The organism is Arthrobacter humicola (assembly GCF_022803015.1).
Classification (GTDB): domain Bacteria; phylum Actinomycetota; class Actinomycetes; order Actinomycetales; family Micrococcaceae; genus Arthrobacter; species Arthrobacter humicola_A.
Map to the genome: position 1 here is coordinate 205378 of NZ_JAFKON010000001.1, position 23578 is coordinate 228955.

23 protein-coding genes, 2 tRNA genes and 1 riboswitch are annotated in these 23578 nt (G+C 67.8%); of the genes, 21 read left to right on the top strand and 4 right to left on the bottom strand.

Features of this window, described 5'->3' with window-relative positions; all coding sequences use genetic code 11:
* Nucleotides 1–3: 3 nt before the first annotated feature.
* Together ARTB_RS00920 and ndk are read left to right on the top strand one after the other, a co-directional pair.
* Nucleotides 4–459: a DUF4233 domain-containing protein gene (locus ARTB_RS00920; RefSeq protein WP_028277860.1), complete on the top strand. Its 456-nt coding sequence runs from the start codon at nucleotides 4–6 to the stop codon at nucleotides 457–459.
* Nucleotides 460–543: 84 nt separating this feature from the next.
* On the top strand, nucleotides 544–957 hold the full coding sequence (gene ndk, locus ARTB_RS00925) for a nucleoside-diphosphate kinase (RefSeq protein WP_018773361.1): 414 nt from the start codon (nucleotides 544–546) through the stop codon (nucleotides 955–957).
* A gap of 139 nt (nucleotides 958–1096) precedes the next feature.
* Here ndk and ARTB_RS00930 read toward each other — a convergent pair whose 3' ends face one another.
* From ARTB_RS00930 to ARTB_RS00945, 4 genes are all read right to left on the bottom strand, one after another.
* Nucleotides 1097–1585 carry a hypothetical protein gene (locus ARTB_RS00930; RefSeq protein ID WP_243177230.1) on the bottom strand — a complete coding sequence of 163 codons (489 nt, stop codon included), beginning with the start codon at nucleotides 1583–1585 and terminating at the stop codon, nucleotides 1097–1099.
* A gap of 173 nt (nucleotides 1586–1758) precedes the next feature.
* Nucleotides 1759–2481 (bottom strand): dienelactone hydrolase family protein, encoded by a 723-nt coding sequence (locus ARTB_RS00935; protein ID WP_243177231.1) that lies wholly within the window; start codon nucleotides 2479–2481, stop codon nucleotides 1759–1761.
* Between the two features lie 64 nt (nucleotides 2482–2545).
* Nucleotides 2546–3091 carry a flavodoxin domain-containing protein gene (locus tag ARTB_RS00940; protein WP_243177232.1) on the bottom strand — a complete coding sequence of 182 codons (546 nt, stop codon included), beginning with the start codon at nucleotides 3089–3091 and terminating at the stop codon, nucleotides 2546–2548.
* 165 nt (nucleotides 3092–3256) lie between these two features.
* Nucleotides 3257–3928, bottom strand: coding sequence for a vitamin K epoxide reductase family protein (locus ARTB_RS00945; RefSeq protein ID WP_028277864.1), 672 nt, complete (start codon nucleotides 3926–3928; stop codon nucleotides 3257–3259).
* 483 nt (nucleotides 3929–4411) lie between these two features.
* On the opposite strand from ARTB_RS00945, the gene ARTB_RS00950 reads away from it, so the two are divergent.
* The 19 genes from ARTB_RS00950 to ARTB_RS01040 all read left to right on the top strand — a co-directional run bounded on the left by ARTB_RS00950 (nucleotide 4412) and on the right by ARTB_RS01040 (nucleotide 23575).
* Nucleotides 4412–7642 carry an Rne/Rng family ribonuclease gene (locus ARTB_RS00950; protein WP_243177233.1) on the top strand — a complete coding sequence of 1077 codons (3231 nt, stop codon included), beginning with the start codon at nucleotides 4412–4414 and terminating at the stop codon, nucleotides 7640–7642.
* Between the two features lie 148 nt (nucleotides 7643–7790).
* A riboswitch (TPP riboswitch) is annotated at nucleotides 7791–7888 on the top strand.
* Nucleotides 7871–9553, top strand: coding sequence for a bifunctional hydroxymethylpyrimidine kinase/phosphomethylpyrimidine kinase (locus ARTB_RS00955; RefSeq protein ID WP_243177234.1), 1683 nt, complete (start codon nucleotides 7871–7873; stop codon nucleotides 9551–9553). It overlaps the preceding riboswitch by 18 nt.
* A gap of 402 nt (nucleotides 9554–9955) precedes the next feature.
* Nucleotides 9956–10264: a 50S ribosomal protein L21 gene (gene rplU / locus ARTB_RS00960; RefSeq protein WP_018773353.1), complete on the top strand. Its 309-nt coding sequence runs from the start codon at nucleotides 9956–9958 to the stop codon at nucleotides 10262–10264.
* A 61-nt stretch (nucleotides 10265–10325) separates the two neighbouring features.
* Entirely contained in the window at nucleotides 10326–10589 is a 264-nt protein-coding gene (gene rpmA, locus ARTB_RS00965; protein WP_009372867.1) for a 50S ribosomal protein L27, read from the top strand.
* A gap of 117 nt (nucleotides 10590–10706) precedes the next feature.
* Complete coding sequence (obgE, locus tag ARTB_RS00970) at nucleotides 10707–12296, top strand: GTPase ObgE (protein WP_243177235.1); 1590 nt, start codon at nucleotides 10707–10709, stop codon at nucleotides 12294–12296.
* Nucleotides 12286–13503: a glutamate 5-kinase gene (gene proB / locus ARTB_RS00975; protein ID WP_243177236.1), complete on the top strand. Its 1218-nt coding sequence runs from the start codon at nucleotides 12286–12288 to the stop codon at nucleotides 13501–13503. Before obgE ends, proB begins: the two co-directional genes overlap by 11 nt.
* 26 nt (nucleotides 13504–13529) lie before the next feature.
* Nucleotides 13530–14915, top strand: coding sequence for a glutamate-5-semialdehyde dehydrogenase (locus ARTB_RS00980; protein ID WP_028277869.1), 1386 nt, complete (start codon nucleotides 13530–13532; stop codon nucleotides 14913–14915).
* An 80-nt stretch (nucleotides 14916–14995) separates the two neighbouring features.
* Nucleotides 14996–15235, top strand: a complete 240-nt coding sequence (locus tag ARTB_RS00985; protein WP_028277870.1) for a hypothetical protein — start codon at nucleotides 14996–14998, stop codon at nucleotides 15233–15235.
* Nucleotides 15236–15290: 55 nt separating this feature from the next.
* On the top strand, nucleotides 15291–15974 hold the full coding sequence (gene nadD / locus ARTB_RS00990) for a nicotinate-nucleotide adenylyltransferase (protein ID WP_243177237.1): 684 nt from the start codon (nucleotides 15291–15293) through the stop codon (nucleotides 15972–15974).
* A 7-nt stretch (nucleotides 15975–15981) separates the two neighbouring features.
* Nucleotides 15982–17268 carry a hypothetical protein gene (locus ARTB_RS00995; protein WP_243177238.1) on the top strand — a complete coding sequence of 429 codons (1287 nt, stop codon included), beginning with the start codon at nucleotides 15982–15984 and terminating at the stop codon, nucleotides 17266–17268.
* 64 nt (nucleotides 17269–17332) lie between these two features.
* Nucleotides 17333–17734, top strand: coding sequence for a ribosome silencing factor (rsfS, locus tag ARTB_RS01000; RefSeq protein WP_018773346.1), 402 nt, complete (start codon nucleotides 17333–17335; stop codon nucleotides 17732–17734).
* 162 nt (nucleotides 17735–17896) lie between these two features.
* Nucleotides 17897–17969, top strand: a tRNA-Ala gene (locus ARTB_RS01005).
* 156 nt (nucleotides 17970–18125) lie between these two features.
* Nucleotides 18126–18201 (top strand) — tRNA-Ala (locus ARTB_RS01010).
* 219 nt (nucleotides 18202–18420) lie between these two features.
* Nucleotides 18421–19242 carry an amino acid ABC transporter substrate-binding protein gene (locus ARTB_RS01015; protein ID WP_028277871.1) on the top strand — a complete coding sequence of 274 codons (822 nt, stop codon included), beginning with the start codon at nucleotides 18421–18423 and terminating at the stop codon, nucleotides 19240–19242.
* A 36-nt stretch (nucleotides 19243–19278) separates the two neighbouring features.
* The gene (locus ARTB_RS01020; protein ID WP_173403096.1) at nucleotides 19279–19944 is read left to right on the top strand and encodes an amino acid ABC transporter permease; all 666 of its coding nucleotides are present in this window, start codon (nucleotides 19279–19281) and stop codon (nucleotides 19942–19944) included.
* Entirely contained in the window at nucleotides 19931–20728 is a 798-nt protein-coding gene (locus ARTB_RS01025; RefSeq protein ID WP_243177239.1) for an amino acid ABC transporter ATP-binding protein, read from the top strand. The genes ARTB_RS01020 and ARTB_RS01025 overlap by 14 nt, the downstream gene beginning before the upstream one ends.
* A 96-nt stretch (nucleotides 20729–20824) precedes the next feature.
* On the top strand, nucleotides 20825–21184 hold the full coding sequence (locus ARTB_RS01030; protein WP_028277874.1) for a zinc ribbon domain-containing protein YjdM: 360 nt from the start codon (nucleotides 20825–20827) through the stop codon (nucleotides 21182–21184).
* A gap of 14 nt (nucleotides 21185–21198) precedes the next feature.
* The gene (locus tag ARTB_RS01035) at nucleotides 21199–22314 is read left to right on the top strand and encodes an NAD(P)-binding domain-containing protein (RefSeq protein WP_243177240.1); all 1116 of its coding nucleotides are present in this window, start codon (nucleotides 21199–21201) and stop codon (nucleotides 22312–22314) included.
* Nucleotides 22315–22429: 115 nt separating this feature from the next.
* Nucleotides 22430–23575 carry a class I SAM-dependent methyltransferase gene (locus ARTB_RS01040; protein ID WP_243177241.1) on the top strand — a complete coding sequence of 382 codons (1146 nt, stop codon included), beginning with the start codon at nucleotides 22430–22432 and terminating at the stop codon, nucleotides 23573–23575.
* The last annotated feature ends 3 nt before the right edge of the window (nucleotides 23576–23578 follow it).

A 23578-nucleotide genomic window follows, 5' to 3' on the forward strand; every position in this document is an offset into this window, starting at 1 on the left:
GCGATGGCGAAACTCACCAAAGCCCAACGCGAATGGCGCCCGGGCATGCCCAAGAAACGACGTTCCACGAAGGTCATGTTTGCCTCCACGGTCCTGCTGCTGGAAGCGTTCGTGGTGCTCTTCGGGACACTGGCCGTTTTTGGACTGCACCGGAACGAATACCCTGCGGCCCTGGTCTTCTCGGTCGGGATCGGCCTGTGCCTGGTCTTCGTCTTCACCTGCGCTGTCCTCTCGAAGCCGTGGGGAGTGGCCCTGGGCTGGGTCCTGCAGCTCGTGCTGATCCTGGGCGGCATTGTGGAACCGGCCATGTACCTCGTCGGCGCGCTCTTCGCCGTGGCGTGGTGGTACGGGATCCGGACCGGCATCCGGATTGACCGGGAAGCTGCCCAGCGGGAGCGCGAGCAGGCCGACTGGGATGCCGCCCACCCCCAGGGCCCCGCGCCGGGAAACAGCGCCTGAAACAGAGCCTGAACCTGTGCCCGGGCACCTGGCCCGAACCCCGTAGACTTGACCCAAATCCCACCCCAACACATTGGAGCAGCTGTGAGCATTGAGCGCACCCTCGTCCTGATCAAGCCCGACGGAGTCGCCCGCAACCTGTCCGGCGCCATCCTGAGCCGGATCGAAGCCAAGGGCTACACCCTGGCCGAGCTCAAGAAAGTCGACGCGAGCCGCGAACTGCTGGAGCAGCACTACGAGGAGCACGTCGGCAAGCCGTTCTACGAGCCGCTGGTTGAGTTCATGCTCAGCGGCCCCGTGGTCGCCGCGATCTTCGAGGGCCACCGCGTCATCGAGGGCTTCCGCACCCTGGCCGGTACCACGGACCCGACGACGGCAGCGCCCGGCACCATCCGCGGCGACTTCGGCCGCGACTGGGGCCTGAAGGTCCAGCAGAACCTGGTACACGGCTCGGATTCGGCGGAATCCGCCGAGCGCGAGATCAAGATCTGGTTCTAGCCCGAATTTCGGGACACCCCCACCGAGGGGACAGTTAAGGCCAATGTTCGTACCGGACATTGGCCTTAACTGTCCCCTCGCGCTCTGGCACCTCGCGGCGGTTGGGGCTTCGCGGCCCGCTCCGGGCCGCGGGGAACTCTCAGCGGCTGGCGAGGCGCACTAAATTCGAGAACTGACGGGTCTGCATGACCCAATGCGCGGGCTCCAGCATGGTGATGCTCAGGATGGGTAGCAACCATTGTGGCTGTAGCGCCCAGTACCCGCTGACTACCAGCCGGGTGCGCTCACCCGCGGACTCCCGCAGCTCGAATCCCCAGAGCGAGTCGGTGTAATAGTGCGGCCGGGTTCGTGCCGGGTCGAAGGGACGCCCCCGGAGATCGATCGACATACGCAGGCCCAGGAACCGCTCGGGTTCAAGCGCCGCGACCGCCCACCACTCGCTGCCGTCGGGCTTCGCCGCCAGGCGGTCACCAGCGGCGATCTCCTGCCACTCGGGATGGATGCTCTCTGTGCTGCGGCGCCCGAAGTTGTCGAGACGGTCCCCGCTGTACCAGCCGGCGCGATCCGTTCCCATCTGCACCAGCCAGGGCCACACGTGCGAAGGGGGCGCATCGATGGTCACCGCCATGGTCGCCCCTCGCGTGCTGCCCGGAATCAACCCCGCTCCCGGGTAAGGTCCCCGCACTTCGTCAACGGTCGCGCCCCAGCGAAGCAGGCGTGGCCGCACGAGTGTCAGGTAGCCGGCAGTGAAACCGGCCACAGCGCCCGCTGCCAGCAAGGCTCCCCTCGGTGCAGGGTGCATCATCGCGCTTCCCCTTCATTGGTCAGGTGTTCCCGGAAGAAGCCGAGGATGCGCAGGCGCGCGTCCTCGGCGGAGGGCTCGTGGTAACCGGCCGCAACCAGCTTCGCGAGCACCTTGTCCCCGAATGTGAGCTCCGACGGGCCATGCCTGTTGAGGAAGCCGTGACCGGCGTCGGGATAGACCTTGATGTCATGGTCTATCCCGGCGTCGGCGAGCAGCGGCTCCAGACGCGCCGGGACCTTGCGCACTCCGGGCCAGCGGTCCCTGGCGCCGTAGCTGCCAACGATGGGGCAGGCCCGGGGCATTGCGCGGGCAGTCCCGTCATCGAGTCCGCCGTAGTTGACGCTTGCCGCGGCGAAGTCATGGTCCGGGGCCAGCATGAGGGCGAACCCGCCGCCCATACAGAAGCCGATCACGCCGATCCGGCCGGTGCAGCCGTCCCGTCCGGCCAGCCACGCGCGGGTGAGGTCCAGGTCGCCGAGGGGCCGCCAGCCGCGGATGAGGGACCACAAGCAGGCCGCCCTGCTGCCCCAGTAAAACAGGTCGGGTGCCACGGCGAGGAACCCCTCCCCGGCCAGCCAGTCGGCCTGGTCTCTGGTGTCACGGCTCAGGCCGAGTGCGTCATGGATGACGACGACGCCGGGCCACGGACCGGCACCGGCCGGCGTCGCCGCGTAGGCAGGCATGTCCCCTCGTTCGGCGTGAATGCTCACAACGGTCATGGGTCCTCCCGTGCACGCACCACCGCGCCGGGCGCCGCGGCCGGGATGCGCAGTCTCGATGGCATTAGCCTGTGATGCTGCCTGAAGACGTGGACGAAGCAGGTTTAGCAAGTTGGGCCGTAATCTGATCCGTCCATTCGTCGACTGCCGCCCAGTCCCGCAAATCCCCAAATCGGCCGCCGGTGAGCCTGAACAACACCCGGAGCGGTGCCGGCATCTGGCCGGCCTGGTAGACGCCGGAGAAGAGTTTGTGGCCTCGAAGCGGAACTTCTTTGATCAGGACTTCTGCCAGACGTTCCTGTTGCAGTGCCGCGCCGCGCCGGCGAATGGGCTTAGGCAGCGCATCCGCCATCCCTACACTGAAGGCCCACACGGGCCGATTGGCCAGCTCGCGGGCATGGTGTTTGAAGAACAGCAAAGCCGGGGGCAGCCAGGCCTGGTTGTGGACGGCGCTGCCGACGACGACAGCCTCATAGCGGGAGAGGGCCCCGACGTCCTCCACGGACCGGCACTCCACCTCGCCCAGTGCACCAGCCATGCGGGATGCCATATGTTGTGCCATCTCCCGGGTGGACCCCAAGGCGCTTGCATACGCAATAAGAACAGTCATCAAGAGGCCTCCGGTCTTCCTTCCTCCAGCCTTATGTAACCTGCGCGCGCGGGGTCGTGCCATAAGTCCCGACATAGGCCCGTGCCGTCTCACCGAAGTGACAGTTAAGGCCAATGCCCAGCGCGAGCATTGGCCTTAACCGTCTCTTCGGTGCGGTTGGGGCGTTTAGTAGCCGGAGGTTCCGATGAAAACCTGGATGAAGGCGAAGAAGATCGTCGCGACGACGGCGACGTACAGCAGCGCCGTAATGATCCAGCCGGAGTCGCCGATCACCTTGGTGGGACCGGCGGGCAGGGCAATCACGCCGTGGGAGATATTCCGGACGCTCACCCAGACGAACAGCGGGATCATCACGGCCCAGACGATCATGCAGAACGGGCAGAGGATGTGGATGGCGTACAGGGCCTGGGACCAGAGCCAGACCACGAAGGCGAAGCCCAGCGTCACGCCCGCCTGGAGCCCCAGCCAATACCACCGGGAAAACCGGGCGCCGGCCAGGATACCCATGGCCGTGGTGATGATCACGGCGAAGGCGACGATTCCGATGAACATATTAGGGAAGCCGAACACGGAACTCTGCGGTGTCTGCATGACCTGGCCGCAGGAGATCCACGGGTTCACGTCGCAGACCGTGACGTGGTTCGGGTCCTTCAGGACCTCCAGCTTCTCCAGCACCAGGGCCCCGGACGCGAGCCAGCCGATGACGCCGGTGATCAGCAGGAGCCAGGCGAACGGGCGGTCGCGGGTCATCGTGGGAAGGGGCCGCGCCGCAGGGGCCGGGCCGGAACCCGGTTGGTGCACGGTCGCGTCGCCGGCAGTGCTGGAGATGCTGGGCATGGAAATTGAGTCCTTTTTTAGTCGTCTTGACCGGGTGCTTCTTGCCCCGATTGTAACGCCGGAGGCTGAACAGCGCCGGAGAACGGCCCCGCCCGCCGCGCCCGGCCGCACCTGCTGCACTTCCGGCCCCGCCTGCCCCTGCTTTCACGGCTCCTGTGAGACAATGATCGTGGCTGGAACCCGATCCACATCCGGATTCCGGTCCGGCGATTTTGTTTCAAGACCGCCAATGATGAGCAGGGAGCTGCGGATCCTCTGATTCCAGCTGTCCCGCAATGCCATTGGACGGCACCTGGTTGTGGCGTGTAGGTCAACGGGTTCCAAAACAATCTCGCCGGCCCTCCAGGGCTGCCGCACCCCACTGCCGGTGCGAACCTGAGGGTATCCAATTGACTTCTGTCAATGCCTGCGGGTGTTGACGCATATTTGCCCCCAAGGGGCGCCGAATGTGGCGGCGCATCAGGGGCAGGAGTGTCGCCACATATGGATAATGACCAGGTAGTAGCCGGAAACGAAGAACTAGTAGTCACCGGGGAAGCGCAGGGAACTGCGGAAGCAGAGGCTCCGGTAGCGCCGAAGAGGGCCGTACGGACCCGCCGGAAGGCGCCCGTCGCCAAGGTCAACGCCGCGGAGGCGGCCGAGGCTGTTGCCGAAGCCGCGGCCCTGGCCGACGCGGCCGGTTCAGATGAGCCCGTCCGGGGCCGCCGTAAGCCGGCCAACGTCGAAGCAGCCGGATCTGACACTGCTGCAGCCGAGACTGCGGCCAAGGCGCCCGCGCGGCGCACCCGGACCCGGAAAGCTGTAGCAGCCGCGGAACCGTTGCCTGCCTTCGCGGGCGACGCCGAAGCCGGCGCACCTGCCGCGGCTGAGGCCCCGGCGGCAGCTGGCGCTGATGCAGCTGCCGATGCAGAGACGGTTGCAGAGAAGCCGGTCCGCCGCCGTGCCAGCCGTGCCAAGGCCGCCCCGAAGGCCGAAGAAGCACCCGCGGCAGTATTCCCGGCCGAAGAAGCCGCCGCGGCGGAAGCACCCACCGCGGAAGCCGCCGCAGCCCAGCCAGAAGAGCCGGAAGCCCGCCCCGAGGAAAGCCCGGCCGCGTCGCTGTTCATGGAACCGGGTGCCCTCACTTCCGTCATCTTCCAGGCCCCGGACCTGAGCACTGTGGTGCGTCCGGCCCCCGTTGCCGCCGCAGCAGCTGAGCCCGAGGACGAGGAAGGCGACGAGGACGAGGACGCCGGCAACCGCCGTCGGCGCCGCAGCCGCGGCCGGCGCGGCCGCACCCGCACCTCTGCCGAGTCCGACACCGAGTCGGAAGGCACCGAAGAAGAGGGCGACGAAGGCTCCGAGGTAATCCTTGAAGACGGTGTGACCTCCCGCCGCCGCCGCCGCCGTCGCCGTGGAGACCAGGACCTGGAGCTGACCGGCGGGGAAGGCGACGATCCGCCCAACACGGTGACCCGCGTCCGTGCGCCGCGTGCCATGGCCGAGGCGCCGGTGAACAACCGCGTCACATCCGTCAAGGGCTCCACCCGCCTGGAAGCCAAGAAGCAGCGCCGCCGCGAATCCCGCGACACCGGCCGCCGCCGTACCGTCATCACCGAGGCCGAGTTCCTGGCCCGCCGCGAGTCCGTGGACCGCCAGATGATCGTCCGCCAGCGCGACGACAGAATCCAGATCGGTGTCCTTGAAGACGGCGTCCTGGCCGAACACTTCGTGTCCAAGACCCAGCAGGACTCCCTGATCGGCAACGTCTACCTGGGCAAGGTCCAGAACGTGCTGCCCTCCATGGAAGCCGCTTTCGTGGACATCGGCCGCGGCCGCAACGCCGTGCTCTATGCCGGTGAAGTGAACTGGGAGTCCGTCAACCTCGAGGGCAAGCAGCGCCGCATCGAGAACGCGCTGAAGTCCGGCGACTCCGTGCTGGTCCAGGTCACCAAGGACCCGGTCGGCCACAAGGGCGCCCGTCTCACCAGCCAGATCTCACTGCCCGGCCGGTACCTCGTGTACGTGCCCGGCGGTTCCATGACCGGCATCTCCCGCAAGCTGCCCGACGTCGAACGCAACCGCCTCAAGCGGATCCTCAAGGACCGCCTGCCCGAGGACGCGGGCGTCATTGTCCGCACCGCGGCCGAGGGAGCTTCCGAGGAAGAGCTGACGCACGACATCAACCGCCTCCGCGCGCAGTGGGAAGGCATCGAGAGCCAGTCGACGTCCACCAAGATCCTCGCCCCCGAGCTGCTCTACGGCGAACCTGACCTGACCATCAAGGTGGTCCGGGACGTCTTCAACGAGGACTTCTCCAAGCTGATCGTCTCCGGCGAGGAAGCCTGGGACACCATCGAGGCCTACGTCACCTACGTCGCACCGGACCTCGTGGGCCGGCTTGAGAAGTGGACCAAGGACACGGACATCTTTGCGGCCTGGCGCATCGACGAGCAGATCCACAAGGCCCTGGACCGGAAGGTCTTCCTGCCTTCGGGCGGTTCGCTCGTGATCGACCGCACCGAAGCCATGACCGTGGTCGACGTCAACACCGGCAAATTCACCGGCTCCGGCGGCAACCTCGAGGAAACCGTCACCAAGAACAACCTGGAAGCGGCCGAGGAAGTCGTCCGGCAGCTGCGCCTGCGCGACATTGGCGGCATCATCGTGATCGACTTCATCGACATGGTGCTCGAATCCAACCGCGACCTCGTGCTGCGCCGCATGGTGGAGTGCCTGGGCCGGGACCGGACCAAGCACCAGGTGGCCGAGGTGACCTCGCTGGGCCTCGTGCAGATGACCCGCAAGCGGATGGGCACCGGGCTGCTGGAAGTCTTCGGCGAACAGTGCGAAACATGTGCGGGCCGCGGCATCGTCACCCACGACGAGCCGGTGGAGCACCGCCGCGCCAACACGGTCGCCGCGGAGCACTATGTGCCGCGCACCGAGGCGCAGCCTGCTGCCCGACCGGAACGCAAGAGCCGTCGCCGCGGCAGGGGAGGCCAGGGCGGAGAGACCGCGCCGGCCGCACCCGCGCCCGTCCACGCCGAACCCACCGAGGCCGAACGCCACGCCAAGGCCGAGGCCACCCGGGCCGCGCTGGCCAACATCGCTGCCGCAGCGCACGCCGCGCACCTGCACGACGGGGAAGCAGCCGCAGCCAGCGACGCCGGGGCCCGCCAGGCCGCCGTCGACGCCGTCACGCAGCTCGCAGCCGCCGACGAGGCAGCCGGCCGCCCCGCAACGGTGCTGACGTTTGGCGGCGAGCAGGTGGCCCTGCCCTTCGTCGAGCACGCGGAGGACGCGCCGTCACCGGCCCTGACCCTGGACCTGCTGACCGAGGCTTTCGCAAACCTGGGCGAAGCAGAGGCCGGCAAGCCGGACCAGACCGCCGGCCAGGCCGCCGGCCAGGCCGCCGGTCAGGCAGTGGCTGTTGCCGCACCGGAAGCCACGGCGCCCGAGGCGCCGGCGGCCGTCCGCGCTGCGGAGGCGCCGGCGTCACGCACGGCTGACACCACGACGCTGCGCGGCCGCCGCGCACGCCGCAACCGGAGTGCCAGCCGCGCCCAGGGTGCAGCCAACGAAACCTCCGTGGAGCACCGCGAGGCAACCCGGCCGGCCGCGGCCGGATCGGTCCACGAGGCCAAGGCTCCCGCTGCGGCCAGGCCTGCGTCCCTCCCGGCCGGCAACGAGCCGATCATCCTCGGCGTCGGCGTGCCGGCGTCGGAGCTGTAGTCCTCCGCGACTGACCACGTCCCCGTCCGGTCATTATTTCGACTGGTCGGGTTGCGGGTCCGGGTCAGGGCAGACGTAACATACGTCCGCCCGGGCCCGGGCCCGCTCGTGCGTTAACGGGTCCGCAGGGTGGCAGCGGCTAGGCTGGAACACTGACACGGGGTGCCGGGCATCGGGCCGGCTGAGATCCAGACCCGTTGAACCTGTCCGGTTAGCACCGGCGAAGGGATGTCTGCCTTGTCCGCGAGACCGAATCCGTCCGAGTTCCTCCCGCCCAATTTTCTGCACAGCGAGTCTCTGCCGGCGCCGCCGCGCATTCCCCGTGTGCTGGCCATCGCCGGCTCCGATCCCTCCGGCGGGGCCGGAATCCAGGCCGATCTGAAGAGCATCGCGGCGAACGGCGGCTACGGCATGGCCGCCATCACCGCCCTGACAGCGCAGAACACCCAGGGCGTGCGTGCCGTCCACGTTCCCCCGGCGGCGTTCCTCACGGCGCAGCTGGACGCCATCAGCGACGACATCGGCATCGACGCCGTCAAGATCGGCATGCTCGGTGACGCCGCCGTGATCGAAGCCGTCCGCGTCTGGCTGGAAAAGGTGCGCCCCGCCGTCGTGGTCCTGGACCCGGTGATGGTCGCCACCAGCGGGGACCGGCTCCTGCAGGAATCCGCCGAGGCCGCCCTGCAGGGCCTCCTGCCGCTGGCGGACCTCATCACGCCCAACCTCGCCGAACTCGCCATCCTGCTCAAGGAGCCCGTCGTGGCCGACTGGTCCGAGGCCCTGGCGCAGGGCAAGCGGCTGGCCGCCCTGACCGGCACCACTGTCCTGGTTAAGGGCGGACACCTCCAGGGCGGCGGGCCGGGGGGCGGGCATGCCCACGGCGCCGGCGCCGACGGCCACGCCGCCGGCAACGGCGACACGGACGGCTGCCCGGACGCACTGGTCAACACCGGCGGCCTGCTCGGCCAGGAAACGGTGGTGGTGCCGGGGGAGCGGATCGCGACGCGCAACAGCCACGGCACCGGCTGCTCCCTGTCCTCGGCTATGGCCACCGTGCAGGCCCGGGTGGGGGACTGGGAAGCGGCGCTGCGCGAAGTCAAACCGTGGCTGCTGGGCGCGCTCCGAGAAGCCTCGGCCCTGGACGTCGGCACCGGCAACGGCCCGGTCCACCACTTCCACCACCTCCAGCACCTCCAGGGCGGGCAGGCCCTCAAAGACGGCCAGCGCGGCCAGCACCGCCCGGCCGGGCACGGTCCGGCGGCGGGCGAGTTCGCCGCAGCCCTGCGCGCAGGAGCCGCGGGCGATCTTGAGGCGATCTACGCCCTGGACTTCGTCCGCGGACTGGCCGACGGCACCTTGCCCGAGCACGAGTTCGCGTACTACCTCGCCCAGGACGCCATCTACCTCAACGGCTACTCCCGGGTCCTGGCCCGGGCCGCGGCGATTGCCCCCACCGAGGCCGAGCAGTTGTTCTGGGCCCGTTCGGCGCAGACCTGCCTGGAAGTCGAATCCGAGCTGCACCGGTCCTGGCTTAGCGCCCGCCCCACGGCCTCCACCCTGAGCCCGGTCACGAAAGCGTATGTGGACCACCTGCTGGCCGCCTCGGTCTCCGGCAGCTATGGCGTCCTCGTGGCGGCGGCGCTGCCCTGCTTCTGGCTCTACGCCGAGGTCGGTTCCACGCTGCACCGGGAGTTCCTGGCCGGCGGCGCCCCCGGGGAGCACCCCTACGCCGGCTGGCTGCGGACCTACGCCGACGAGGACTTCGCCGCCGCGACCAGGCAGGCCATCGCGTACACGGACACGGCGGCCGGGCGGGCATCGGAGAGCGAGCGGGAGGCCATGGCCCTGGCCTTCCGGCAGTCATCGCGCTACGAAGTGGACTTCTTCGACGCGCCGCGGCTGTACGCCTGACGCGAGCTGGTCCGGACTACCGGTACGATGGTGGGGCACGGTTCCGGAAGTCGTTGCGGCAACACAGCTCAGGATGGTCAAGATCCCGGCCAAGAACATTGGCGGGGACTTTGCATCAAGACACTGTGGCGCCTATCACGGACTACCCGCCGGAACCAGCCTCATTTGCGGCCGAAGGCAAAATTAGCGTATTCTAGATCTTCGGTGCTTACGCCAACACTTGGGTTATGACCCTGAGAACAGTCCACTTGGAATTCCAAATGGATTTGTTCCGGGGGTAGCTCATGGGTTCCCCCGGGGAATCCACCGGCGTTGAGGCACAGCGTGAGCCGGTCCAAACAATTTGGCCCCTGGTTCCGCACGCAAATCTAGTAATAAACGTCGAGAGAAGTGAGTTCCCCAGTGGTGTACGCGATTGTCCGCGCAGGCGGCCGCCAAGAGAAGGTTTCCGTTGGAGACTTCGTTACCCTGAACCGCGTCCCCGGTGGAGCCGGCAGCACCTTTGAGTTGCCCGCACTGCTCCTGGTGGACGGTGACAAAGTCACGTCTGCTGCTGCGGACCTGGCCAAGGTAACGGTTACGGCTGAGATCCTCGAAGACCTCCGTGGTCCGAAGATCGTCATCCAGAAGTTCAAGAACAAGACCGGTTACAAGAAGCGTCAGGGCCACCGTCAGGAACTGACCAAGGTCAAGATCACCGGTATCAAGTAACTCTTCGTTACTGTTCAGGTTCCAGCAGATTCCCCAGAATTTTTGAAGGCAGGCATTTCAAATGGCACATAAAAAAGGCGCGAGTTCCACTCGCAACGGTCGTGACTCCAACGCCCAGTACCTCGGCGTCAAGCGCTTCGGTGGCCAGGTAGTTTCCGCAGGCGAGATCATCGTCCGCCAGCGCGGCACCCACTTCCACCCGGGCGCCGGCGTAGGCCGCGGCGGGGACGACACCCTGTTCGCCCTGACCCCCGGTGCTGTCGAGTTCGGCACCCGCCGTGGTCGCCGCGTTGTGAACATCGTGGCTGCTGCAGCTGCAGAGTAACAATAAGTTCTAAATCGGTGGGGCGGGCCATTAGGTCCGCTCCACCGGTGTTTTAACCGCATTACAATCATCTTGGGCCCCTTTGGGGGTCCGGGGAACAGCACTGAGGAGATCCACGTGGCGAGCTTTGTAGACCGGGTAGTACTGCACGTATCCGGCGGTACCGGCGGTCACGGCTGTGTCTCCGTCCACCGCGAGAAGTTCAAGCCCCTCGGCGGTCCCGACGGCGGCAACGGCGGCAACGGCGGCGACGTCATCCTTCGCGTGGACCCCCAGACCACCACCCTGCTCGACTACCACCACGCGCCCCACCGGCACGCCACCAACGGCGGCCCCGGTATGGGCGACTGGCGCGGCGGCAAAAACGGCGAAACCCTGATCCTTCCGGTGCCGGTGGGCACCGTGGTGAAGTCCAAGTCCGGCGACGTCATCGCCGACCTCGTGGCCGAAGGCGACGAATACATCGCCGCCGCCGGCGGCATTGGCGGCCTCGGCAACGCCTCCCTGTCCTCACAGAAGCGCCGCGCGCCCGGCTTCGCGCTGCTCGGCATCGAAGGCGAATCCAGCGACGTCGTCCTGGAACTGAAGTCCATCGCCGACATCGCCCTCGTCGGCTTCCCCTCCGCCGGCAAGTCCAGCCTGATCGCCGCCATGTCCGCCGCCCGGCCCAAGATCGCGGACTATCCCTTCACCACCCTCATCCCCAACCTCGGCGTCGTCCAGGCCGGTGAAGTCCGCTTCACCATTGCCGACGTCCCCGGCCTGATCGAGGGCGCCAGCGAGGGCAAGGGCCTGGGCCACCACTTCCTGCGCCACGTCGAGCGGTGCGCCGCCCTGGTGCACGTGCTGGACTGCGGCACGCTCGAATCGGACCGCGATCCGCTCTCCGACCTCGCCATCATCGAGGCCGAGCTGGAGAAGTACGCTGTGGACATGAGCTACAGCGGGTCCGACGGCGAGGTCGTTCCGCTGAACCACCGCCCCCGCCTCGTGGCCCTGAACAAGGTTGACCTGCCGGACGGCAAGGACATGGCCGAGTTCGTCCGCCCGGAGCTCGAATCCAGGGGCTACAAGGTCTTCGAAATCTCGGCGACGAGCCACGAAGGCCTCCGCCAGCTCGGCTTCGCCATGGCCGAAATCGTCAAGGCCGCCCGCGACGCCATCGCCGCGACCCCGCCGAAGGTACACGCCCCCGTGCTGCGCCCCCGCGCCGTCAACGAGACCGGCTTCACGATCCGCCGCGAAGAAAAGAACCTCGAGCCGCTCTTCCGCGTCCTCGGCGACAAGCCCGTGCGCTGGGTCAAGCAGACAGACTTCACCAACGAGGAGGCGATCGGCTACCTCGCCGACCGCCTGGCCAAGCTCGGCGTTGAAAATGAACTGTTCAAGCAGGGCGCCAAGCCGGGCGACATGGTGGTCATCGGCGAGGACGACGGCGTCGTCTTCGACTGGGAGCCGACCATGATGGCCGGTGCCGAGCTGCTCGCCTCGCCCCGCGGCACCGACGTGCGCTTCGCCGACATCGGCGACCGCCCGACGCGTGGCCAGAAGCGCGACGAACAGCAGGAACGCCGCGACGCCAAGGCCGCCGCCCGCGCCGAGCTCGAAGCCGAACGCAAGGCCGGCATCTGGACCGAATCCGTCAGCGGCCGCCGCGCGCGGCAGCCGCTCAAGGAGAGTGGACTGGGCGAAGCCGATGACGAGTAAGACCGTTGTCGAGCACGGGTCCCAGCCGCCCAGCGCTCAAAACATCGGTGCCCAAAACATCGGTGCCCAAAACATCGGTGCCCAGACCATCAACGCCCCGGACCGCACCGCGCTGTCCGGGGCGCGCCGGATCGTCGTCAAGGTGGGCTCGTCCTCGCTGACGTCCATCAAGGGCGGGATCTCCGAAGAGGCCCTGACCGGGCTCGCCGACGCCCTGGCGCACAAGCGCAACGCGGGCGCGGAGATCATCCTGGTGTCCTCCGGTGCGATCGCCGCCGGTCTCGCCCCGCTCGGCCTCGAGAAGCGCCCCCGCGACCTCGCCACCCAGCAGGCCGCCGCCAGTGTGGGCCAGGGCCTGCTGATGGCCCGCTACACCCACGCCTTCGGCGCGCACGGGGTTACCGTCAGCCAGGTGCTGCTGACCGCCGATGACTTCATGCGCCGCAGCCAGCACACCAACGCGTTCCGCGCGCTGGACCGGCTGCTGAACCTCGGCGTTGTCCCGGTGGTCAACGAAAACGACACCGTAGCCACCCACGAGATCCGCTTTGGCGACAACGACCGCCTCGCGGCCCTGGTGGCACACCTGGTCCGCGCCGACGCACTCGTGCTGCTGTCCGACGTCGACTCCCTGTACGACGGTCCGCCGTCGCATGGCGCCAAGCGGATTCCGCATGTGTCCGGCCCCCACGACCTCGACGGCGTCTCGATCGGCAGCACCGGAAAGGCCGGTGTGGGCACGGGCGGCATGGTCACCAAGGTCGAAGCCGCCAGCATCGCCGCTGGTTCGGGCATCCACGCCCTCGTAACATCCACGGCCAATGCGGCCGCGGCGCTGGCCGGCGAGGACGTGGGCACATGGTTCTCCGTCAACGGGGCGCGCAAGCCGATCCGGCTCCTGTGGCTGGCCCATCTGGCATCCGTGCGCGGCACCCTGGTGCTCGACGACGGTGCCGTCAAGGCCGTCCGCGACCGCCGCACCTCGCTTCTGCCGGCCGGAATCGCCGCGGTGAAGGGCGACTTCGAGGCCGGCGACGCCGTGGAGATGGTGTCCGTGGACAACACCGTGATTGCCCGCGGGCTGGTCAACTATTCGGCCGCCGAGCTGCCCCAAATGCTGGGCCGCTCCACCCATGAGCTCGGCAGGGCACTGGGCCGCGGATATGACCGCGAAGTTGTTCATGTTGACGACCTGGTGCTGGTCTAGGTTCCCCCGACGCCTAAACTGGAAGCATGACTGAGGCCCTGACTTCCGCTGCCGTGACTGATGTGCCTGCCGGCACCGTTCCTGCCGATAACGCCGCGCCCGCCCAAGGGTTCGCCGCGGTACCGGATCCGGCAGCGGTCCCGGGCACGGCAACGGAGACCGAAGCAGCCGTCCACGCGGTCGCAGACCGCTCACGCCACGCCGCCCACAGGATGGCACGCGCCAACCGGGCCTGGAAGGACCGGGGCCTGCGCGCCGTCGGCAAGGCGCTGGTGGATCACAAGCACCAGATCCTGGCCGCCAACGCCAAGGACGTCGCGGCCGGCCGGGCCGCCGGCACCAGCGCCGCCCTGCTGGACCGGCTGACGCTGACCGACTCACGCATCACGGCCCTCGCCGCCGCACTGGAAAACCTCGCCACCCTGCCCGACCCCGTCGGCAACGTGGTGCGCGGCCAGACCCTCCCCAACGGGCTTCGCCTGCGCCAGATCAACGTACCCATGGGCGTGGTGGCCGCGATCTATGAGGCCCGGCCGAACGTCACGGTCGACATCGCCGGACTGGCCCTCAAGAGCGGCAACGCCGTCATCCTGCGCGGCGGATCCGCCGCCGCTGCCACCAACGCCGCCCTGATCACCATCCTCCGGGATGCGCTGGAATCGGTGGGCCTGCCCGCCGACGCCGTCCAGACCGTGGACCAATACGGCCGCGACGGCGCCAACGCGCTTATGCGGGCGCGCGGCCGGGTGGACGTGCTCATTCCCCGCGGCGGGCGCGAGCTGATCCAGACCGTCGTGACGAACTCCTCCGTGCCGGTCATCGAGACCGGTGAAGGCAACGTCCATATCTTCCTGGACGCTTCCGCCAACGAGGAAATGGCCGTGGACATCCTCCTGAACGCCAAGACCCAGCGGCCCAGCGTCTGCAACACCGTCGAAACCCTCCTGGTGCACTCCAAGTCCACCGTCCTTCCCGCGGTCGCCGCCGCATTGCGGGCTGCCGGGGTCACCCTGCACGTGGACCAGCGCATCCGCGCCGCCCTGCCGGCCTCGGTCCAGTCCGTGCCGGCCACGGAAGATGACTGGGCCACCGAATACATGAACCTGGACCTGGCCGTGGCCATGGTGGACAGCCTGGACGAGGCCGTCAGGCACATCCGGAAGTGGTCCACCGGCCACACCGAAGCGATCCTGACCAACGACCTCGCCAACGCCGAGCGCTTCATCGCCGAGGTCGATTCGGCCGCCGTGATCGTGAACGCCTCCACCCGCTTCACCGACGGCGGCGAGCTCGGCCTCGGCGCCGAAGTGGGCATTTCCACCCAAAAACTCCATGCCCGCGGCCCCATGGGACTGACCGAGCTGACCACGACCAAGTGGATCGTGCAGGGCGAGGGCCAGATCCGGGGCTAGCAACGCTGTAACATGGAACGGAAGACCGGAACGGCGGACACCTCCGCCGTCGTCAAATTTTGAACTCACTAGGGGAGAACATGCTGTCGCAGCAGATCGCCACTTTCGTCGCCGCCGCCGGCGAATCGGGCCACGAGGAACTCGCACCGCTCATTGCACCGCCGTTTGTCATTGGCGGCACCATGTTCGCGATCCTGGTGGTCCTGCTGATGATCACCCTGTCCTACTCCAACCTGGGCCGGCGCCACGTGGTTGTCGAGGAGCACGCGGACCCGCACCGCCAGCACCCGAACAAGCACGATCACGGCCAAGGTCACTAATATTTCCGCCCCCACGAAGCAGCGCGGCGCCCAGCGCCGCCTGCGTCTGGGTGTGATGGGTGGCACGTTCGACCCCATCCACCACGGACACCTTGTCGCGGCCAGTGAGGTCGCGGCCAAGTTCGACCTCGACGAAGTCGTTTTTGTGCCCACCGGCCAGCCCTGGCAGAAGATGGCCAAGAAGGTCAGCGAAGCCGAGCACCGGTATCTCATGACAGTCATCGCCACGGCCTCGAACCCGCGCTTCACCGTGAGCCGGGTGGACGTGGACCGTCCGGGACCGACCTACACGATCGACACCCTGCGTGACCTGCGGACCCTGCGTCCGGACGCCGATCTGTTCTTCATCACCGGCGCGGACGCCCTGGCCCAGATTTTGTCCTGGAAAGACATCGATGAACTCTGGTCCCTCGCGCACTTTGTGGGCGTAACCCGGCCGGGCCACGTCCTGGACGGCATGGGCCGCAAAGACGTCAGCCTCCTGGAGGTCCCGGCCATGGCCATTTCCTCCACGGATTGCCGCACGAGGGTGGCCGAAGGCAACCCGGTCTGGTACCTCGTACCGGACGGGGTGGTCCAGTACATCGCCAAGTACGGCCTGTACCACGCCAGCCCCGACGCCGATCGCCTCGAAGCCGGACACGCCGCGACCGCCAACGACGGAAACGGCACGGCCGGGACTGCCTCCGCACAGCACGATCCAGCCTTTGAGATAACCCAACCAGCCAGCACTGAATGAGTTTGCCATGAGTCAGGAACAGCCTCCCATCCGCAGCCGCCGCGAATTGCGGCAGGCCAGAGATGAACGTCTGGACACTCCGGGCCCGGGCGAGCCGACGGAGGCCGAAATCACCGGCCGGAGCCGTCGCGTTGCCGACGCCCCGGTGGACTCTGTGCGTGCTGATTCTGTGCCCGCTGGCACGGAGCGGTCTTCCCAGGTCCGGGCACGGGACCGCGCCGCGCTGCGCACCATCAAGGAACTCGCAGAGAAGGAAGGCCAGCTGGCCGGCGGAGGGCCGCCCACGCGACGCCAGTTGAGGCTTTTGGAGCTGGCGACCGAAACGGCCCCGGCCACCCAGGCCAACACCATTGTCCCGGTGTCGCCGCGGACCCGGGCCACCCCGGTGGTTTCGCCGGCCCCGAAGGACGCCGCCTCCACGGATGCGGCCGCGAAGGGCGCTGCTCCGACGGACGCTGCCCCGGCGCCCAAGGCCCCCGCTGCGCCCAAGGTTCCCGCGGCCGACGGCGCCGGACCGGGCGGGGCGACGCCCGAGGGCATGACCGTGGAGCAGGCGCTGGCCGCCCGCGAACTCCTCGCGGAGCAGGCCAAGAACCAAGTGGCCAAGATGGAACACATTGCGGCCACGGATCCGGATGCCATTGATCCGGCCGTCCTGGCCGAGCAGATCGCCCTCGCCGAGCGTGCCGCGATCCTGAACCGCCGCGCCGCCGCCAAGCAGAAGCTCGCCGAACAAAACAGCCAGCCGGCGGCGCCCCGCAACGATCCGACCACGGCCAACAACCTGGCCATGGTCACACCCCTGGAATTCGAGAAGGTTCCCGGCGTGGAGCGGCCCGTCATGAAGCGCCCTGCCACGTCGTACGTTCCGGTTGTCACCAACCCGGGTCCGCGCGTGGACACGCCGCGGAAACCCGGCCTGCGGCGGCCGGGCATCTCCCGCCAGAAGGCCGCAGGTCCCGCGACGGGTTCTGCCGCTGGCAGGGCCGGCGTCCTGGCCCGTGCGGAAGCAGCCGCAAAAGCCGGAACGGCACGGCCGGCAAACGCTGCAAACGCGGCAAACGCTGCGAACGCGGCAAACGCGGCAAATTCGGCGGGGGAGGCCGAGGAAAGACTCGTCGGCGGGGAACCCGTAGCCGCGAATGCCGCCTACGGGCTCGAACCCCTGGATGCCGCTACCGCCGGGCTCGGCCGGGCGCGCCGCCTGCGCATGCTCCAGCTCGGCGTCCTGGCGGTGGGGATCGTTGCCCTCATCGCCGGCATCACGCTGATCGTCACCGGGCTGGCCCACTAGGTCTCAGGCCGCCACTGGCGCCACATTTTCAACACCATAATTTTTCATCACTACAAGGAGTCCCGTGACTGCAACCGATTCATCCATCACTACCGCCCGCCACGCAGCCCGCGCTGCCTCGGAGAAGCTTGCCGAGGACATCGTGGCCCTGGACGTCAGCGAACGGCTGGCCCTGGCCGACGTCTTCCTGATTGCCTCGGCCCCGAGCGAACGCCAGGTCAACGCGATCGTGGACGGCATCGAGGACGAGCTCTCCAAGTTTGACCAGAAGCCCGTCCGCCGCGAGGGCCGCTCCGGCGGTCGCTGGGTGCTGCTGGACTACTCCAACGTCGTCATCCACGTCCAGCACGAGGAAGACCGCGTGTTCTACGCCCTCGAGCGCCTGTGGAAGGACTGCCCCGTCGTCGATCTGCAGCTCGGCGACGACGCCTCCGCCAAGGCCACCGCCGGCACCGACACGGAGTAGCCCCCGCGCTCAGGCCACCTCCGGACGCTAAACCGAGCCGAATATGCCCGATTTGGAATTTTCCGGAGGGCTGGTCTAAGATATTTGAGTTGCTTCGGAGAAATCCGGACAAAAAACCGGAACATCGCACGTCGAAAGACATGCTCGGAGCAGCGAAAATTCGGGGCTGTGGCGCAGCTGGTAGCGCACCTGCATGGCATGCAGGGGGTCAGGGGTTCGAGTCCCCTCAGCTCCACCGGATAATCCGCCGGAATCGAAAGATTCCGGCGGATTTTTTTGTGCACTGTTCCGCACCCTGTTCCATGAGTCAGGGCGCCGATTAGCGCGAACGCGATTTGTGGTTTAGGCTATTCAGGTTGCTTCAGGGAGGACGAAACTTCCAGGCAAATGAGGGGCTGTGGCGCAGCTGGTAGCGCACCTGCATGGCATGCAGGGGGTCAGGGGTTCGAGTCCCCTCAGCTCCACCAGAAAGGGAATCACCGCTAGGCGGTGGTTCCCTTTTTCGTACCCTCCGCAGCTATGCGGGACTTTGAAAGCCGCATCCGTCAAGACCGTCTCATGACCGGACGTCATAAACTGTCATTTAGGCTCTCCACCCTGAGCTGGACCTTGCTATCGTCGCTAGCAGACAGCCGCCATGCGGCTTAGCTGGAAGGCCATTTCCGGCTCCACGACTAAGGAACATCATGAAGCGCACACGACTTTCCGTTATTGGCCTCATCGCTGCTGCAGGACTCGCCCTGGCAGGCTGCGGGTCGGCGTCCACCACCCCGGCCAGCTCAGCGCCGGCAGCCGGTGCGGACACCTCCCTCAGCGACGTCAAGAGCGCAGGCATGCTCAAGGTCGGCACGGAAGGCACCTACAAGCCGTTCACGTTCCACGCCAACGGCAGCGGTGAACTGACGGGCTACGACGTGGAGATCATGAACGCCGTCGCCGCGAAGCTGGGCGTCAAGCCCTCCTACCAGGAGACGCAGTTCGACGCCATCTTTGCCGGCCTCGACGCCAAACGGTTCGACGTCGTCGCCAACCAGGTTTCCATCACCGACGAGCGCAAGGCGAAGTACGACTTCTCCACCCCGTACACGGTGAGCACCGGCGTGATCGTCACCAAGTCGGACAACGACAGCATCCACTCCTTTGACGATCTCAAGGGCAAGACCACGGCGCAGTCCCTGACGAGCAACTGGTACAAGCTGGCGCAGCAGAGCGGCGCGAATGTCGAGGCCGTGGAGGGCTGGGCGCAGGCGATCACGCTGCTCAAGCAGGGCCGCGTCGATGCCACCATCAACGACAAGCTGACCTACCTGGACTCCCAGAAGACCGACCACGACGCCGGCATCAAGATTGCCGCCGAGACCACCGACAAGTCGCTGAGCGCGTTCGCCCTGCGCAAGGGATCCACCAGCCTGACCGACGCCATCAACAAGGCCCTCGGCGAGCTGGCGGCCGACGGCACGCTGACGAAGATCTCCCAGAAGTACTTCGACGCCGACGTCTCGAAGTAGCCCTGTGCAAGCCGCAGAGAAACGCCGCGTCCGGGCATGAGCATCAACTGGGAACTCGTGTGGTCATCGCTGGGCCCACTCCTGACGGGTGCGATCTTCGGCACCATTCCCTTGGCGCTGGCCTCGTTCAGCCTGGGCCTGCTGCTGGCACTGGTGGTGGCCCTCATGCGGCTGAGCCGCAACCGCCTGGTTTCGGCGGTGGCGCGGACCTACATCTCCGTCATCCGGGGAACCCCGCTTTTGGTCCAGCTGTTCGTCATTTTCTACGGGCTCCCTTCCGTCGGAATCACCATCAGCCCCTGGCCCAGCGCCATCATCGCGTTCTCCCTGAACGTCGGCGGCTATGCCGCGGAGGTCATCCGGGCGGCCATCCTGTCAGTTCCGAAGGGCCAGTGGGAGGCCGGCCACACCATCGGAATGTCGCGCCGGCAGACGCTCGTGCGGATCATCCTGCCGCAGGCCGCCCGGGTCTCGGTTCCGCCGCTGTCGAACACCTTCATCAGCCTGGTCAAGGACACGTCGCTGGCGTCGCTGATCCTCGTCACCGAACTGTTCCGCGTGGCGCAACAGGTGGCGGCCTTCAGCCAGGAGTTCATGCTGCTGTATCTGGAGGCGGCCGTGATCTACTGGGTTATCTGCCTCGTTCTCGCCAGCGGACAGTCCGCCCTGGAGAAGAGATTGGACCGCTATGTCGCCCACTGAACCTCAACCCTCTGACGTTACTGTCCCGGACGAGCCGCTCCTGACCGTCACGGGCTTGCGCAAGTCGTTCGGCCACCATGTTGTGCTCAAATCCATCGACCTTGAAGTCCGCCGCGGCGAAGTGGTCACGTTGATCGGGCCGTCCGGATCAGGAAAGACGACAGTCCTGCGCTGCCTGAACGGCCTCGAAGTGCCCGACGCCGGCGTCGCCGAATTCGCGGGGGAACTGACCGTGGACTTTGCCACACCGGTGGCGAAGAAGCAGGTTCTGGCCTTGCGGGACCGCAGCGCCATGGTGTTCCAGCACTACAACCTCTTCCCGCACAAGACCGTCCTGGAGAACGTGATCGAGGGCCCGGTCCAGGTGCAGAAGCGGCCCAAGGCGGATGCGATCCAGGAGGCCCGGGACCTGTTGGCCCGCGTCGGCCTGACCGGCAAGGAGAACAGCTACCCGTTCGAGCTCTCCGGCGGCCAGCAGCAGCGCGTCGGCATTGTGCGTGCCCTCGCCCTGCGCCCGCAACTGCTGCTCTTCGACGAGCCCACCTCTGCGCTGGACCCCGAGCTCGTGGGCGAGGTCCTGGCCGTCATCAAGGAACTCGCGGACGAAGGCTGGACCATGGTGGTGGTCACCCACGAGCTTGCGTTCGCCCGTCAGGTGGCCGACGAGGTCATCTTCATGGACGGCGGCGTGGTGGTCGAACGCGGCCACCCCGATACCGTTCTGCGGGACCCGCGGGAGGAACGCACGCGGCAGTTCGTGGACCGCCTGCTGAACCCGTTCTAGGGCGCCCCGCCAGCGGCGGGAAAAAGGGGCGAGAAAAAGTGGCGAGAATTCGGGCGGGCACACGGGCGGGCACAGGCGGCGACTAAACTTGGTTGGGTGAACGATTCCCTGCCTCCGTGCCCCGAATGCTCCAGCGAATACACCTACGAAATGGGGGCGCTCCTGGTTTGCCCGGAGTGCGCGCACGAATGGTCCGCATCCGCGGAGACTGACACAGAGGCCGACGCCCCTGCGGCCGCCGTCATCAAGGACGCGGTGGGCAACGTCCTCGCCGACGGCGACACCGTCACCGTGGTCAAGGACCTGAAAATCAAGGGCAGCTCCACCGTCATCAAGGTCGGCACCAAGGTCCGCGGTATCCGCCTGGTCAACGGTGTTGGCGACCACGACATCGACTGTAAGGTTGACGGCGTGGGTCCCATGCAGCTCAAGTCCAGCGTCGTCAAGAAGATCTGACCGGGGACGCGACCGTGACCGCAGAGACGGTGCGGGCCGCCGACGTCGTCGTGGTCGGCGCCGGCCAGGCGGGCCTGTCGGCGGCCTACCATCTTCTGCGCCGCGGCTTCGTCCCGGCCGGCGCTGACGCGGCCGGCCCGCCACCGGCCGGGACGTACATCGTGCTCGACGCCGAGGACGGGCCCGGCGGAGCCTGGCGGCACCGCTGGAAGAGCCTGCTCATGGCCACGGTGAACGGCATCAGCGATCTCCCGGGAATCCCGCAGCCCGATGTGGACCCCGCCGAGGCCAGCTCCAGTTTCCTCACCCGCTATTTTGGCGGGTACGAGCACGACCTCGGCCTCGCGATTGAGCGGCCGGTCAAAGTGCAGTCGGTGAGCCGCGAGGACGATGACCCCGCCGGGCGACTGAGCATCGCAACCTCCCGCGGCCGCTTCTCTGCCCGCGCCCTCATCAACGCAACCGGCACCTGGACCAGGCCGTTCTGGCCCATCTATCCGGGCAAGGCCAGCTTCCGCGGCCGGCAGCTGCACGTCGCCGACTACGTTTCCGCCGACGAATTCCGCGGGCAGCACGTCATCGTGGTCGGCGGCGGGATCTCGGCCGTCGGGCTGCTCGATGAGATCTCCAAGGTCACCACCACCACATGGTTCACGCGCCGGGTGCCGGTCTGGCGCGAGGCCGCGTTCGACCGGCAGGCCGGCCACGACGCCGTCGCCCTGGTCGAGGAGCGGGTGCGCCAGGGCCTGCCGCCGCAGAGCGTCGTCTCCGTGACGGGCCTGATCTGGACCCCGGCCCTGCGCGCCGCCGCCGCGCGCGGCGCCCTGGACCGGCACCCCATGTTCACCGCGATCGAACCCGACGGGGTCCGGATGGCTGACGGCAGCTTCCTGGCCGCCGGGGTCATCCTGTGGGCCACGGGATTCCGGGCCGAACTCGAACACCTCGCCCCGCTGCACCTGCGCGGACCCGGCGGCGGCATCGCGATGAACGGCACCCAGGTCGCGGGCGAGCCGCGGGTGCACCTCGTCGGCTACGGGCCTTCCTCGTCCACCATCGGCGCCAACCGGGCCGGCCGGGCCGCCGTCGCCGGAATCGGCACCCTGCTGGCCCGGTCCGGTATAACGTAAAACGTAAGACCTAAAAGGTAAATCAGGTCAGAGCAGCACCGGGGGAGGCCTCACACCCGGCTCCCACTGCCAGCACCCATACCCAAGCCCGAGAAGAAACGGCGGCACAACGCGCGTGGCGGACAACAGCTTCGAATCCCTCTTTGCCCGGCTGAGAAGATTCCCGGACGTCGAGGCCGACAACCTGCAGGCCTGGGACGCCACGGACAGGCTCCTGCTCGACTCTGCCCTGGAGATGCCCGCGGCCGGCCTGCTGCAGCCCGGGGGCAGGCTCGCGGTGGTGGGGGACCGGTACGGTGCCCTCACCCTCGGCGCCCTGACCCTCGGGGCGGAAGGCGTGCGCGTCCAGCAGGACCTCATCACCGGTGAACGGGCACTGCGGGCGAACGCCGAGGCCCTGGGCATCGACGGCGGCTTCGAGCAGCTCCCGTTGGGTGCCGAACTGCTGGAGGGAGCCTCCCTGGTTTTGCTGCAGTTGCCGCGGTCCCTGGCGGAACTTGAGGAAATCGCCGACGCCGTGGCCCGCTACGCGGCGCCCGAGGTGGTGCTGGTCGCGGGCGGACGCGTCAAACACATGAGCCTGGGCATGAACGCCGTCCTGGCGCGCTGCTTCGAGGATGTCCAGCCCCAGCTGGCGCGGCAGAAATCACGGCTCCTGCTGGCCCGGAACCCCAGGCCGGTCCCGGCCGCGCTGCCCTTCCCGGTCACTGAGGTCAACGACGAACTGGGGCTCACGGTCTGCGCCCGGGGGGCCGTCTTTGCCGGCACAGGGCTGGATATCGGGACCAGGTTCCTGCTGGACTTCCTGCCCCGGATGCCGCACGCCACCCATGCCGTCGACCTTGGCTGCGGCACCGGAATCCTCGCCGCGATGTACGCCCGCGCCAACCCCGGCGCCCGCGTCACCGCGACCGACCGGTCCGCCGCAGCCGTCGACTCAGCCCTGGCCACCTCCCGGGCCAACGGCCTGGACGGTCGGATCGACGTGCTTCAGGACGACGCCATGAGCTCCCTCCCGGACGCCAGCGCGGACCTGGTGCTGCTGAACCCGCCCTTCCACCTGGAAGCGGCGGTCCACTCCGGCGCGGGGATCAAGCTGATCGAAGCGGCCGGCAGGGTGCTTGCCCCGGGCGGGGAGCTCTGGACCGTGTTCAACAGCCACCTGCACTACCGGCCGGCTCTGGAACGGCTGATCGGTCCCACCCGCGAGGCCGGCAGGAATCCAAAATTCACCGTCACGGCCAGCACCCGGCGGCCTTGACGC